At 66.1% G+C, this 13,212-nt stretch carries 14 protein-coding genes; 5 read left to right on the plus strand and 9 right to left on the minus strand.

Annotated features, from left to right (window positions below):
* Positions 1-70 precede the first annotated feature (70 nt).
* The gene (locus FHW81_RS00600; RefSeq protein ID WP_003113028.1) at positions 71-604 is read right to left on the minus strand and encodes a 2,4'-dihydroxyacetophenone dioxygenase family protein; all 534 of its coding nucleotides are present in this window, start codon (positions 602-604) and stop codon (positions 71-73) included.
* Between the two features lie 318 nt (positions 605-922).
* On the opposite strand from FHW81_RS00600, the gene FHW81_RS00605 reads away from it, so the two are divergent.
* Together FHW81_RS00605 and FHW81_RS00610 are read left to right on the plus strand one after the other, a co-directional pair.
* Positions 923-1,882, plus strand: coding sequence for a helix-turn-helix domain-containing protein (locus tag FHW81_RS00605; protein ID WP_003093398.1), 960 nt, complete (start codon positions 923-925; stop codon positions 1,880-1,882).
* A gap of 47 nt (positions 1,883-1,929) precedes the next feature.
* Positions 1,930-2,346 (plus strand): PaaI family thioesterase, encoded by a 417-nt coding sequence (locus tag FHW81_RS00610; protein ID WP_003104529.1) that lies wholly within the window; start codon positions 1,930-1,932, stop codon positions 2,344-2,346.
* Between the two features lie 9 nt (positions 2,347-2,355).
* On the opposite strand, the gene FHW81_RS00615 is transcribed toward FHW81_RS00610, so the two are convergent.
* On the minus strand, positions 2,356-3,468 hold the full coding sequence (locus tag FHW81_RS00615; protein WP_003119104.1) for a Rieske 2Fe-2S domain-containing protein: 1,113 nt from the start codon (positions 3,466-3,468) through the stop codon (positions 2,356-2,358).
* 28 nt (positions 3,469-3,496) lie between these two features.
* The gene (locus tag FHW81_RS00620; protein WP_003093396.1) at positions 3,497-4,462 is read right to left on the minus strand and encodes a PDR/VanB family oxidoreductase; all 966 of its coding nucleotides are present in this window, start codon (positions 4,460-4,462) and stop codon (positions 3,497-3,499) included.
* Positions 4,463-4,635: 173 nt separating this feature from the next.
* On the opposite strand from FHW81_RS00620, the gene FHW81_RS00625 reads away from it, so the two are divergent.
* Complete coding sequence (locus tag FHW81_RS00625) at positions 4,636-5,427, plus strand: helix-turn-helix transcriptional regulator (RefSeq protein WP_223699703.1); 792 nt, start codon at positions 4,636-4,638, stop codon at positions 5,425-5,427.
* A gap of 43 nt (positions 5,428-5,470) precedes the next feature.
* On the opposite strand, the gene hpaC is transcribed toward FHW81_RS00625, so the two are convergent.
* From hpaC to FHW81_RS00655, 6 genes are all read right to left on the minus strand, one after another.
* Positions 5,471-5,983, minus strand: coding sequence for a 4-hydroxyphenylacetate 3-monooxygenase, reductase component (hpaC, locus tag FHW81_RS00630; protein ID WP_003093392.1), 513 nt, complete (start codon positions 5,981-5,983; stop codon positions 5,471-5,473).
* 29 nt (positions 5,984-6,012) lie between these two features.
* Entirely contained in the window at positions 6,013-7,575 is a 1,563-nt protein-coding gene (hpaB, locus tag FHW81_RS00635; RefSeq protein WP_003104533.1) for a 4-hydroxyphenylacetate 3-monooxygenase, oxygenase component, read from the minus strand.
* Between the two features lie 165 nt (positions 7,576-7,740).
* Positions 7,741-8,031 (minus strand): DUF2218 domain-containing protein, encoded by a 291-nt coding sequence (locus FHW81_RS00640; protein WP_003093387.1) that lies wholly within the window; start codon positions 8,029-8,031, stop codon positions 7,741-7,743.
* 212 nt (positions 8,032-8,243) lie between these two features.
* The gene (locus tag FHW81_RS00645) at positions 8,244-9,005 is read right to left on the minus strand and encodes an SDR family oxidoreductase (protein ID WP_023088060.1); all 762 of its coding nucleotides are present in this window, start codon (positions 9,003-9,005) and stop codon (positions 8,244-8,246) included.
* The gene (locus FHW81_RS00650) at positions 9,002-10,387 is read right to left on the minus strand and encodes an aspartate aminotransferase family protein (protein WP_058197841.1); all 1,386 of its coding nucleotides are present in this window, start codon (positions 10,385-10,387) and stop codon (positions 9,002-9,004) included. The genes FHW81_RS00645 and FHW81_RS00650 overlap by 4 nt, the downstream gene beginning before the upstream one ends.
* An 8-nt stretch (positions 10,388-10,395) precedes the next feature.
* Positions 10,396-11,220, minus strand: a complete 825-nt coding sequence (locus FHW81_RS00655; RefSeq protein ID WP_003113031.1) for a molybdenum cofactor biosynthesis F family protein — start codon at positions 11,218-11,220, stop codon at positions 10,396-10,398.
* A 470-nt stretch (positions 11,221-11,690) separates the two neighbouring features.
* Between FHW81_RS00655 and FHW81_RS00660 the strand changes: the two genes are divergently transcribed.
* Positions 11,691-12,260: a fimbrial protein gene (locus FHW81_RS00660; protein ID WP_003111034.1), complete on the plus strand. Its 570-nt coding sequence runs from the start codon at positions 11,691-11,693 to the stop codon at positions 12,258-12,260.
* A 30-nt stretch (positions 12,261-12,290) separates the two neighbouring features.
* Positions 12,291-13,037 carry a molecular chaperone CupB2 gene (gene cupB2 / locus FHW81_RS00665; protein WP_003118217.1) on the plus strand — a complete coding sequence of 249 codons (747 nt, stop codon included), beginning with the start codon at positions 12,291-12,293 and terminating at the stop codon, positions 13,035-13,037.
* The last annotated feature ends 175 nt before the right edge of the window (positions 13,038-13,212 follow it).

Genomic DNA, 13,212 nt, shown 5'->3' on the forward strand with positions numbered 1-13,212 from the left:
GTCGGTCTCCAGGCCGGGCGGGCCGGCCGGCGGGGAGGCGCGCGTCCGCCAGGGCGGCGCGCGCCCGGGGTCAGCGGAACAGGGAGTCGATGTAGGCGGCGCCGACGCCGATCTTGTCGTAGTGCTCACGGCACATCGCGATGTAGTCGTGGACGTCGAAGATGCCGTCCGCGTTGCCCTTCTCGTCGAGCCAGACCAGCGGTCCCTTGACGATGAAGAATGCACGCATCGGCTGCTCGTGCTCGTAGGCCACCAGGGTGTGGCCCTCGCCGGGCGTCTCGTAGACGAAGTCGCCGGCGGTGGCGGTCCAGTCGTGTTCCAGGTAGCCCCACTTGCCGCTGATGGTGTAGGCGAACACCTCGTGCGGGTGGTAGTGGCGGTTGACCAGGCCGGCGCTCGTCGCCATCAGGATGTCGCACCAGCGGTTTTCGCTTGGCGAGATCCACAGCGGACGCGACTTCACGGTCTCGGTGAAGGGCACGTAGAGGCGCTCGTCCTCGGTCGGCGCGTTGCGCAGGTAGACCTCGGGCTTGGCGTCCGGCTTGAAGCAGTCGGGAATCGGTTGCAGGTCTTTCCAGAATTCACGGGTGGCGAGTTCGGGCATGGGGCGGCCTCTGTCGTTGTTATCGTCGAGCCGACTCTAGCCATGGGCGGGCCTCCGGGTTTGACCCTGGCGGCCAGGAAGCTTGCGCTTTTCGGACATGGCCTGGCGCGACCCGCGACGCGCCGCCAAGCTGGCCTGCCCAGCGTCGGAGCCGGCTGGAGGGCGATTGACGGAGGAAAGGATTCAGATGTTAATGACGGGGTGCCAGGCGCCTCGCCGACCGACCGCGACAGGTCGGCGGAGCGGCCCGGCGCCTGGCCCCGGAGGCCTTGCCTGAGGTCCGGGAGGTCCACGCAGCGTTCGACGAGAAGAATAAAAATGCCCGCACATGCCTTGCTCGAAACCCGGCGGGCCAGCACCCAGGACATTCCCCTGGAGCAGCGGCTGGCGTTCTGGGAGGACTACAACGCTTCCATCCTGGTTGGCCTGAAATGTTCGTCGTATTCCCAGGCCGGCTTCGCCGCGACCCAGGACAACCTCTGCCTCGAACGCCTGCGGCTGGCCCGCATCGGCGGCAACGAGCACGTGGTGGAGCGCGACCGCTCGATGATCCGCGCAGTGCCCAAGGAGTCGATCTTCGTCTCCCTGGTGCAGGGCAGCCAGTCGTTCTTCTACCAGGACAACGGCTGCAACCTCCTGCAACCGGGCGAGCTGGTTATCTACCGGACCGACAAGCCCTACCTGTTCGGTTTTTCCGGACCGATGCGGCAGTTCATCTTCGACATTCCCCAGGACGATTTCGCCGAGCGCTGCCTGCGCGACTTCAAGGGACCGCTGAAGATCGGCGCGGAAAGCCCGGTGCAGCGCCTGCTGGTGCGGACCCTCGGCGAGCGTACCCGGGATTTCCTCGACAGCCCCCATGGCGAGGATGCCGAGCGCTACCAGGAGGAAGCCTACGACCTGCTGGCGAGCATCATCAGCGACCATGCCGGCGAGCACCGTGCCAGCGCCCTGGGCGCGTCCTACCTGCTGGCGGCCAAGCAGTACATCCAGCAGCACCTCGACGAACCCGCCCTGAGCTGCGAGCGGGTGGCCGCCGCCACTGGCGTCTCCAGCCGGCACCTGGCGCGGCTGTTCGCCCAGGAAGGCAGCTCGCCCGGGCGCTACCTGCAGGAGCGGCGCCTGGAGCGGGCCCGCCAGTTGCTCGCTTCGCCCCAGGGCCGGCGCCTGGATGTCGCCGAGGTCGCCTATCGCCACGGCTTCTCCAGCCAGGCGCATTTCGCCCGGGCCTTCAAGGCGCGCTACGGGATGACGCCGAGCGAGGCGCGTGGCCGCTAGACCCGACTACCGTACCTTTCCTCCTCCTACTGCCAAGGACCCGTTCCGTGACCGACAAGAAAGAGCAGATCGCCCGTTTCATCCAGCGCGAATTTCCCCAGACCCGGGTCGTGGTCGAAGCCGTCGGCGAGCGTAGCGCCACGGTCTGGCAGGCGGTCGACGCCAGCGACCTGCGCCCCGGCGGCACGGTCTCCGGGCCGACCCTGATGGCCATCGCCGATGTCGCGCTGTACGTGGCGGTACTGGGCGAGATCGGCATCGTCCCGCTGGCGGTGACCACCAGCCTGACCATCAACTTCCTGCGGCGTCCCGCGGCGGACCGCCGGGTGGTCGCCGAGTGCCGCCTGATGAAGGTCGGCAAGACCCTGGCGATGGGCGAGGTCTCGCTGTTCTCCGAAGGCGACGCGGAACCGGTCGCCCATGTGGTCGGCACCTACTCGATCCCGCCGGCGCACCGCCGCTGAGGGCGGCGCTCAGGCCACCCGGTGCGCCGCGCGCTGGCGCGCTTCCTCATCGGCGCGGCGCTTGAGGTAGGTGCGGGTGGCCACCGCCGGCGCGTCGCTGGCGACGGAGATCTCGTAGCTATCCTCATCGGCCTCCGCGAGTACCTTTTCCAGCGCGCCGAGGCCTTCCACGTCCTCGACGAAGGCGGCGAACAGTTGCTCGTGCATGAAAGCGCCGACGGTCTCGTCGTCCTGGGCGAAATCGCGTCCGTGGACGATGAAGTAGTGCATGCTGCCGTGGGTCTCCGGGGTGAGGATGTGCGCCGTGCGGATGTGGAATTCCGGTCGCCGCTCGGCGGGCAGGGCTGTGTCGTAGAAGGTCGCGCTGACCTGGTGCAGGCCTGGCGAGAGAAACTCCGAGGTGGTGATGCGCGCCGCCGTGGGACAGCCGTCGAGGCCGGTGGTGCGGCCCCAGACCGGCGACAGGGTGGTCGGCAGCACGTGCCGTACCAGCCGGTAGTGGCCTTCCTTCAGGTCCAGCTCATAGGGCGCCCCGGCGTAATCCGGGGTGCCGATGGTATTGGCGTGGAGGTAGGTGAGATGGGTCAGGTCCATCAGGTTCTCGTGCATGCTCACGTAGTTGCCCGGGTGTAGGAAGTAGCCCTTGGAGCAGGCCCAGCCCGGATCCTCCAGCCAGGGCCGCTGCGGCAGTCGCTTCGGGTCGGCCAGTCGCGGGTCGCCGAGCCAAATCCAGACCAGCGGGCCGCGCTCCAGAAGCGGGTAGTGACGGATGCCGACGCCGCGCGGACAGGCTTTCTGCGACGGTGTCTCGATCAACTCGCCCTGGCTGTCGTAGCGGAAACCGTGATAGCCGCAGACGATCCCGTCCCCCTCCAGGCGACTGCGCGATAGCGGGAAGGAGCGATGCGCGCAGCGATCTTCCAGGGCTACCGCCTGGCCGGCGAGGGTGCGATAGAGCACCACGCGCTTGCCGAGCAGAGTGCGCGCGAGCAGTTCGCGGCCGACCTCCTCGGCGAAGGCGGCGACGTACCACTCGTTGAAGATGAACGACGTGTCGCGCGTGGCCATCTGCGCGGCGGCCTTGCGTGAACTGGCGATGAGATTGGCGTTGGGCAGGCTCATGAGGCGTCTCCGTGGTTGTTCTTCGGGGTCAGAGATCGAGTTCCAGGTAGTTGCCGCGGCAGCGTGATACGCAGATCAGCAAGGTTTCCCCGCTGGCCCGCTCGGTGTCGGAAAGCACATGGTCGAAGTGCTCCGGCTCGCCGGCGCAGACGCGTGTCTCGCAGGTCCTGCATATCCCGGCGCGGCAGGCGTAGGGAGGCTCCAGGCCCTGTTCCTCGAGGACTTCGAGGATGCTCTGGTGGCTTTCGACGCGCAGGCTCAGGGCGCTGCGGCGCAACTCCAGGCGGAAGGCGTCGGTGCCGCCGGACGAGGACGCCGGCGCTACTGGAGCGTCGAAGCGTTCGAAGTGCAGGCGTTCCGCGCAGCCGCTCCCGGCGTCGCGGATGGCCTGCATCAACCCGTCGGGTCCGCAGCAATAGAGTTCTTCGTCGGCACCTAGGCCGGCGATCAGCGCGGTACTGTCGAGTGGGTCGCCTTCGTCGCTGCAATGCAGCCGCGTCCGTTCGCCACCGAGCGTCATCAGTTCGGCGAGGAAGGCTGCGCGCTGGCGTTCGCGGACCGCATACAGTAGGCGCCAGTCCTTGCCCTGCGCCTGGCACCAGCGAACCATCGAGAGAATCGGGGTGATGCCGATGCCGCCAGCGACGAAGCAGTAGCGCGCGGCGTCTTCGCGCAGCATGAAGTGGTTGCGCGGTGCCGCCGCGTGCAGGCGGTCGCCCGTGCGCAGTTGGCGGTGGATGAAGCGGGCGCCGCCACGGCTGTCGTCGCCAAGGCCTATCGCCAGTTGGTAGCGCTGGCGTTCGCGGCAGTCGTTGAGCAGGGAGTAGTGGCGGATCAGGCCGTTGCCCAGGTGAAGCTCCAGATGCGCGCCGGGGGTGAAGGCCGGCAGCTCGGTGCCGTCCACGGCGGCCAGCTCGACCAGCACCACGTCGCGCGCAACAGCGCGGAAATCGGTGACCTGCAGGTGCAGGCGGGAGGAAGGCGATGCGCTCATTGTCGGGGGTTCCTTCGGCAGACATGCAGCGAGGCTAGCGCTCCTCCAGTGCCGGCCTGTCCCCCCAGAGGTGGACAGCGGGTTTACCGGCGTCCGTCGCGGTTGCTAACGTGTCGGTCGAGGCCTGGACAGGACCTGCCCTTCCTCACCCATTACAACAAGAACAACGATGCGTGCCCGCAACCATGATCAGCTTCTGGAATGCCCCGCCGGGGTTGCCGTCGGCGGACCTGCGCCCCTTCGTCGAGCTGGCCTGCGCCTTGGGTGGCGAAGGCTTCCCCGCCGCTCTGCTGGAAACCCTTGGCCATTGGGTTGCCGCCCGTCATTTCAACGTGCTGCGCATCGGTGCACCGCGCCCCGAACTGCTCCTGGCCGGCACTCGCCATCGCGACGCGCAACTAGTGTGGCGCTGCTGGCAGGCCTATTCGCGGTACTACCACAGCCATGACCCGCTGTTCCTGCGCATGCAGCGCCAGCGCCGCGGCCCGGTGCCGCTGCTGGGCCACCTGCTGGCCGAGGACATCGAGTTCGATGCTTACCGCGAGGCGATCTATCGGGACAATGGCCTGAGCGAGCGGCTGTCGAGCCTGCATTGGGACGAGGAAGGCCGGCCGCTGCTGTTCAATCTCTACCGGCACCGCGAGGACGGCTATTTCAGCGAGCGCGAGATCGCCGCCTTCGAGCAGTGGGTGCCGGCCCTGCTGCAACTGCTGAGGGGGCACCTGGCCTTGCGCCGGGGACGCAGCGCGACCGACGAGTGGCGGCTGGCGCTGTTGCACCGGGCGACGGACCTGACACCCCAGGAGCTGGCGGTCTGCCTGCACCTGCTGCGCGGGTTGAGCCATGCCGGTATCGCCGCCGAGCTGGGGCTCAAGGAAAGCACGGTGAAAACCTACCGCAACCGCGCCTTTGCCCGCCTGGACATCCATTTTCGCAGCCAGCTTTTCGCCCTGGTGCAGGGCTGAGGAGGGCCGGACGCCGCCTGTGGGGCGGCTCCGGAGAGAGGGGTCAGGCGGCTCGGCAGGCTCGCTGCAGGCGATGGAAGCTGCGGCTGAAGTAGACCAGGCCGTCGCCCTGTTCGAGGACCTGGATGTCCTCCAGTTCCAGCAACAGCACCGAGTGGGTGCCGATCTCCTGGACCTCGGCGATGCGTCCCTGCAGGTTGGCCAGGGCGCCGTGCAGCACCGGCAACCCGGCGAGGCCCTCGCGCCAGTCGTGGAGGGCGAAGCGGCGTTCCATCGGGACCTCGGTCATGCCGGCGAAGTGGCGGGCCACCTCTTCGTGTTCGCCGCTGAGGACGTTCACGCAGAGTCGACCGTTGGCCTTGAACACCGTGTTCATCTCGCTGTTGCGGTTGATGCAGAGCATCAGCGTCGGCGGGCTGTCGGTGACCGAGCAGACCGCGGTGGCGGTGATCCCGCAGCGTCCGGCCGGGCCGTTGCTGGTGATCACGTTGACCGCCGCCGAAAGATGCGCCATGGCGTTGCGGAAGGCTTGCTGCCTGGGTTCGAGCTGGGACATGGGGATAACCTCCGGAGGCGACGCGGGCGTCATTGGCGGATGCGATCGAGCACGTTGATGTCGTCCGGGTTGTGCAGGTGCGGCACGGTCCAGCCGTTCTCGTCGTAGTCGCCCATGCACTGCTCGACCATGCCGAGCATGCCCTTCATCGCCCCGCTGCCGATCGCCTGGCGCAGGGCCTGCATGCGGATCTCGTCCTGGCTGCCGGCGTAGTTGATCTCGTACAGCTCGTGGCGGCCGCCGAACTCGCTGCCGATGGCGTCCCAGAGCAGCTTGAGGATCTTGATCCGCTCCCGGTGGCCCATGCCGCCGGAGCCGCGGCAATAGGTGGAGAGGTACTTGTCGAGTTGCGGATTGTGCAGGTCGCGAACGCCGGAGGGCAGGTAGATCAGGCCGCTGGCGACCACCTGCTCGATGGTCTTCTTGATCTCCGGGTAGGCCTGCGGCGCCAGCACGCGGTAGGCCTGCAGGGCCTCGGCGCTGGGCAGGAAGGCGCCGCCGTGCCATTCGCTGGCGTTGCCGTACATGGCGTCGGTCAGCGACCAGAACAGGTTGCGCCAGGCCACCACTTCGCCGACCTGCGCCTGCACGCCGCGGAACTCCAGGGAGCCGGTGCATTGCAGGGCCTTGTAGAGGGCGCCGGTGATGAAGTCGAGCTTGACCGCCAGACGGGTGCAGCCCTGCATCGGGAACAGCCGGCCGAAGCCACCCTGGGGGAACCACTGCTTGCAGCGCTCGAAGTCGCGGTAGATCAGTACGTTCTCCCAGGGGATGAACACCTTGTCCATCACCAGGATCGCGTCGTTCTCGTCGAAACGGCTGGACAGCGGGTAGTCGAACGGCGATCCGGCGATACCCGCCACCAGTTCGTAGGAGGGGCGGCAGATCAGCTTCATGCCGGGGGTGTTCATCGGCGCGATGAACATCAGGGCGAAGTCGGTGTTGTCGCCGAGCAGTTGCGCCGAACCCTGGCCGACGAAGTTGTAGTGGGTCAGCGCGGAATTCGTGGCGACCACCTTGGCGCCGCTGACGACGATGCCGCCGTCGACTTCCTCGTCCACCGAGATGAACACGTCCTTGACCTGGTCCACCGGCTTGTCGCGGTCGATCGGCGGGTTGACGATGGCATGGTTGAGGTACAGGCAGGCTTCCTGGATGCGCTTGTACCAGGTTTTCGCGTTGTCCTCGAAACGCCCGTAGAAGCCCGGGTTGGCGCCGAGGGCGCTGCCGAAGGCGGCCTTGTAGTCCGGGGTGCGGCCCATCCAGCCGTAGGTCAGCCGCGACCACTCGGCGATGGCGTCGCGCTGCTGGCGCAGTTCGTCGGCGCTGCGCGCGTAGCGGAAGAACTTGTGGGTATAGCCGCCGTTGCCGGTATCGGTCTCCCAGCAGAGCTTTTCCTTGCTCTGCGGATCGTGCAGGGCGTCGTAGAGCCGGGCCATGGAGGCGGCCGCGTTGCGGAAGGCGGGGTGGCTGGTGACGTCCTTGACGCGGTCGCCGTAGATGTAGATCTCACGGTCGTCGCGCAGGCTGGCGAGGTACTCCTCGCCGGTGAACGGACGGGTGGCAGAGGCACGGAAATCTTCGGGTTTCATCATCGTCTCCAGTCATTGTTGTTATCTGCGCGAGAGCGCCTGGAGGGGATGATGGGACGGGGGCGGAGCGAGCTGAATGGCTTTTCCGGGGAATGAATTGCACTTTCCATGGCCCCGCGTGACGCCCGGCGCCCGGCCGCGAAGGGCGGCCGGGTGGCGGCGCGTTCAGCTTTCGGCGGGCTGCCAGGCAATCTCCAGGCTTTCGCTGTTGGCCATACGTTGCAGGTGATCGGCGACCACGTTCTGCATGTGGGCGAGGCTGTCCTCGTCGGGGCTGTTGAGAATCATCAGGACATGGTCGGGGTGGGCGAGCAGCTCGCAGTTGGAGTCGCCGAAGTCGATGAAGCCGCGCTCGGGAGTGAGTTCGACTTCGAACTTGTGGCCCCAGTGCTTGCACAGGCGATTGACGTAGCGTGCGGCCGATTCGGTACGGACATGGGAGGTGGAGCGGAACATGAAGCGAATCCTCTCGGTTGGGGATTTCCGATACTAACCTGCTGAGAGTCATTCTTATTCATCCATTTTGCAGGGGCTTTCGATAATCGCCCGGCAAATGGTCGGCCCTTGTCCGTGGGACAGGGCGAGCGCCCTACCGGAGCCGGCGGAAGTGTTTGCCGGATACGTCGGAAGGCGCTCTCTCTGGAGGGAGAGGGCGAACGCCAGCGGCTTCAGGCCAGCCCGCCGTTCTCCGGCAGCAACGCGCCGCCATCCACAACCAGGGTCTGCCCGGTGATGTAGCTCGCCTCGTCGGAGGCGAGGAAGAGCATGGCTTGGGCGATGTCCAGCGGCTGGCCGACACGCCCGAGGGGGATGTGCGCGGCCAGCGCGGCGGCGTCGCCGAGGCTGCCCAGCGCCGGAGTCGCGACCAGGCCGGGCTCGACGCCGTTGACGGTGATGCCGTCGCCGGCCAGCTCCAGCGCGGCGGCGCGGATGAAACCGTTGACCCCGGCCTTGCTCGCCGCATAGTGCGAGAGCCCAGGGATCGCCGTGCGCGGGCCGGTCACCGAGGAGGTCACCAGGACGCGCCCGGCCACGCTGCGGCGCAGGGCGGGAAGGGCGGCCTGGGTCAGCCGAAAGCAGCTTTTCAGGTTCACCGCCAGGGTCCGTTCCAGGGTGCCTTCGTCCAGTTCCGCGAGGGCGCACTGGGGAAAGGCAGCGGCGTTGTGCAGGAGGATGTCCAACTGGCCGAAGCGCTCCAGGGTCGCGCTCACCGCTCGTCTCGCGGCGTCGTACTCGCTCAGGTCGACGGCCAGCAGTTCGGCCGTGCCTCCGCCCAGGCGGATCGCCTCCAGGACGGCCTGGCCGCGGCTGGCGGTACGCGTCGCCAGCAGAACCCTGGCGCCTTCGGCGGCGAAGCATTCGGCGATGGCCCGGCCGATGCCCTGGCCGGCGCCGGTGACCAGTGCGACGCGGTTCTCCAAGCGCCTCACGATGGGCGCTCCAGCAGTTTGCCCAGGCAATCGCGGAGCAGGCGGTCGTGCAGTTCGACGTCCTCTGCGCGGGTCGCCGGGCAGGTCAGCGCCATGTTGTGGAATGGCGTCAAGAGCACGCCGCGGTTGAGCAGGTAGAGGTGCAGGCAGGCCTCGATCAGGCCGTTGCGTGCGTGGTGGGCCTCGCCGCCGTTGCGCGGGGCGTGGGTCATGAACAGGTACTCGACGCGCGCGCCGATGCGCGTCACGTGCCAGGGCAGGCGCAGTTCCTCGAGCGTCGCGCGGACGCCCGCCTCGAGCTGCGCGGCGAGCTGGAACATGTGCCGATAGGCGTCCTCCGTCATCACTTCGGCGAAGGTCGCGCGCATCGCCGCCAGTTGCAGCGCGTTGCCGGCCAGGGTGCCGCCAAAGCCGAAATGGTTGATCGCCTGCCCCGGTCGGAAGTGCGGCAGTACCGCCCAGATCCGCTCCGCCTGCGCCTGGCTGCATCCCCAGACGGCGCTGGGAATGCCGCCGGCGATGCATTTGCCGAGGACGAAGAAGTCCGGCTCGAGGCCATGCGCGCCGCTATAGCCGGCGGGACCGCAGGAGATCGTGTGGGTCTCGTCGATGATCAGCGCCACGTCGTGGCGGCGGGTCAGTTCGCGCAGGCCGGCGTGGAAGCCTTCGGCCGGCGGGACCATGCCGACGTTGGTCATGAAGGGTTCGGTGAGCACCGCGGCGACGTCGCCATGGGCGAGGGCGGCCTCCAGCGCGTCGAGGTCGTTGAACTCCACCAGGCGGGTGGTGGTGGCGTGGCGTACGCCATTGGGGTGAACGCCCGCGCGCGGAACCATGCGCCCGGCGGCGTCGAATTCCACCTGCGATTCGTCGACGCTGCCGTGGTAGTTGCAGTTGAACACCACCACCTTGTCGCGTCCGCTGAGCATCCGGCACAGGCGCAGGACGAAACGGTTGGCGTCGGTGGCCGAGGTGGTCACCTGCCAATAGGGCAGGCCGAAGCGCCGCGCCAGTTCGGCGCCGACCCACAGGCTGTCCTCGGTCGGCAGCATCAGGGTCGAGCCGCGCCGCGCCTGGCGGGCGATGGCGTCGGCCACCGCCGGTTGGGCGTGGCCGAACATGGCGCCGCTATCGCCGAGGGCGAAGTCGACGTACTGCTGGCCGTCGATGTCGGTGACGCGCGCGCCCTGGGCCTCCTTCACCAGCAGCGGGCAGTTGCCCGGCCACTGTTGCATCCAGTGCAGCGGTGCGCCGTACAGCCAGTGGCGGCGGTTTTCCCGGTAGGCCTGGGCGGAGCGCGGATGCAGTTCGTCGAAGCGTCGCAGCTCGCGCTTGAACAGCGCTTCGACGCGGGCCAGGTCGAGGCCGAAGGTGGTGTCCATGGGCGTCCTCACAGGTCGTGGCGGGTCTGGTTGAGCACCTGGGCCAGGGCGCCGACCGGGAAGTTCACCGGGGTGGCGAAGTCGTCGTCCTGGTAGCCGAAGATCTTGCCGTCGGTGCGCCCGGCTTCCAGGTCGATCAGCAGCACGCCGAGGGTCGGCACGATCTTCTCGCGCCAGACGAACAGGTACAGGCGTTCGGCCAGTCGGTAGCAGTGGCAGCGGTCGGTATCGGCCAGCCCTCGCTCGGCGCCGCGCAGGCATTGCCAGGTGTAGAAGGCGGGATTGAGGTAGATGTGTTCGTAGGCCTCGCTGGCGCTGTAGACGTAGCGGTTGCGCAGGCCGACCAACTCGTCGCTGGGGACGTGCGGGCAGGCGCCGGGCTGCCACGGGCGGTCGAGGCTGCCATGCAGGAACTCGGCCTCCACGCCGGTCAGTTCCCGGCCGGCCAGGGCCCGGGCGAACAGGCCCTGTTCGCAGGCCGCGCGGTCGGGCAGATGGCCGAGCACCGCGGTGAACGCCTGGTTGTCGAAGTCCAGCACCAGGCTGACCGAGACCGGCCGGCCGTTTTCCTGCTTGAGGAAATCCACCAGGTAAAGGTTTTCCCGCAGTGAACTGGCGCGGTAGTCCGACTCGCCGCTGGCACTGCCGTCGGCCAGGCGCCAGCGCAGGCGCTGCGAGTCGAAGGCATGTTCGATGACCCAGCCGTTGGCGAAGTGCAGGACCCGTTCGAGCCCGGCGAGATCGCCGCAGGCGGGAAGGACGTGGTTGTCCGGAGCGAAGCCGTCGGCCAGGGCGCCGACGGTGATCCATCCGGAATGCGAGTGGGCGGACATAGGGTTCTCCTCGTCGTGGGAAACCCATGCTGGCCTGTCTTCGAGTATCCCGATATCGACCGGATGGTTGATAGGTCGATATGCCACGGAAATAGCACGGAGCGGCGAAGGGAAAGTTATCGAAGGTGAAGTATTAGATGAGTTTTCGTTTCTTCTTTTTTGGTTTTTTAGTTAATGGGTTCCTGTTCTTCTATAAGTATTTTCTGAATTTATTCTTATGTACCTATTGGCTGTTATCGGAAATGGACTACATATGTTTTCGTATGATTATTATTTTTAAATCCTGTCTTTCTTTCTAGTATTTGGGTCTGCGTTTATCAGGGCGCAATCTTCGGCTGTCGCGTAATGGTCGGAGGCGTTCTAGGCGGCCGTCCCGGTTGCGCGCAAAGGCTTGGCTACCTTGGCCGGTTCGTACTGCATCGGCTCTCCAGGGAGCAGCCAGGATGTTCCACAACTCCAAAGGAAATCAGATGAACAAGTTCAAACGTGCAATTCTTGCGCCCCTCGTTGCGTCGGGCACCCTTCTCGCGCTGATGTCCCCCGTGGCCCATGCGGTCGATGGGATCGTCAACTTCTCGGGCAACATCACCGACGTCGCGTGCGATATCAACGGTCAGGCGCCGGGTGCGGGCAACGTCACCAACGTCGACCTGGGTATTGTGGCGCCGACCCATTTCACCGCCGTCGGAACCAACTCCACTTTCCAGGAGTTCGACCTGGTCCTCTCCGGTGCCGGCTGCACCAATGACAAGAAGGTTTCCATCGCCTTCGATACGGTCACCAACGTCGACCGTATCAGCGGCAACCTGATGCTGATGGGGCCGTCGAAAGCCAAGGGCGTGCAGATCCAGATCTTCAACAATTCGGCGGCCAACACCACGAAGATCCCGCTGGGCTTGGTCGAGGCCGCCCCGCAGAAGGCAACCATCGACAAGAACACGGCGACCCTGAAGTACAAGGCCTCCTATGTGTCCACCGAGAAGACCGTGATCGCGGGTACCGGCCTGTCCCATATCCGCTACCTCCTGGCGTACGAGTAAGCGGCGGTCGACGGACGAAGAGGTGAGGCCATGGCGCCGCTAATGCATCGTTTTCATTCTTTCGTGGCGGCAAGCGCCGTGGCCATCGCCCTGTGCGTCGGAACGGCTCACGCCGGGCTGATCGCACAGGGCACTCGCGTCGTCTTTCCGGCCAGCGAGCGCGAGGTCACCTTGCGGGTCAGCAATACCTCCGGCACTCCCGTGCTGGCGCAAGCCTGGATCGACGATGGCCGGCAGGACGTTCCCCCCGAGGAACTGCAGGTTCCCTTCAGTGTCACGCCGGCCGTGACGCGAGTGGACCCCAATGGCGGCGCTGTATTGCGCATCGCCTACCTGAAGGCCCCGTTGCCGACGGATCGCGAATCGCTGTTCTGGCTGAATATCCTGGAAGTTCCGCCCAGGGACGAAGACGAAAACAATGCATTGCAGTTTTCCTTTCGTTCGCGCTTCAAACTCTTCTTTCGACCCAGCCAGTTGAAGAGTGTCGATTCGGCTGCCGGGAAACTTCAATGGAAGTTTCTGGAGTCAGGGGGAGCAGGAAAAAAGACCGTAGTACAGGTAAATAATCCGACGCCTTACTACGTTTCGTTCGCCAGCGTCGAATTGATTGTCGATGGCCGTGTCATGTCCGTGGGAAAGGGAATGGTCGCGCCATTCTCGACGAAGGAGTTCGACTGGCAGGGAAATCCGAAGAACCTGGAAGCCGCTTCCGTCAGATACGAAGTCATCAACGATTACGGTGGCCGCAATACCCTCGATAGGGCACTCGGCAAATAACCCCTCCGTTTCCCCGCTTTCTACTTACGGCCCGACATATGAGTGGCGATTTTAAAATCGCTGCAGGGATTACATATGCCCAAAGTTTCTCTTCATAGGTGCCTGTCCGCTCCCGCTTACGGTGGGCAGGTCGCCCTGTTGCGAATGGCGATGCAGGGAGGGATCGCCGTTCGTT

The organism is Pseudomonas sp. RC10-4-2, from assembly GCF_050433085.1.
Taxonomy (GTDB): Bacteria; Pseudomonadota; Gammaproteobacteria; order Pseudomonadales; family Pseudomonadaceae; genus Pseudomonas; species Pseudomonas aeruginosa.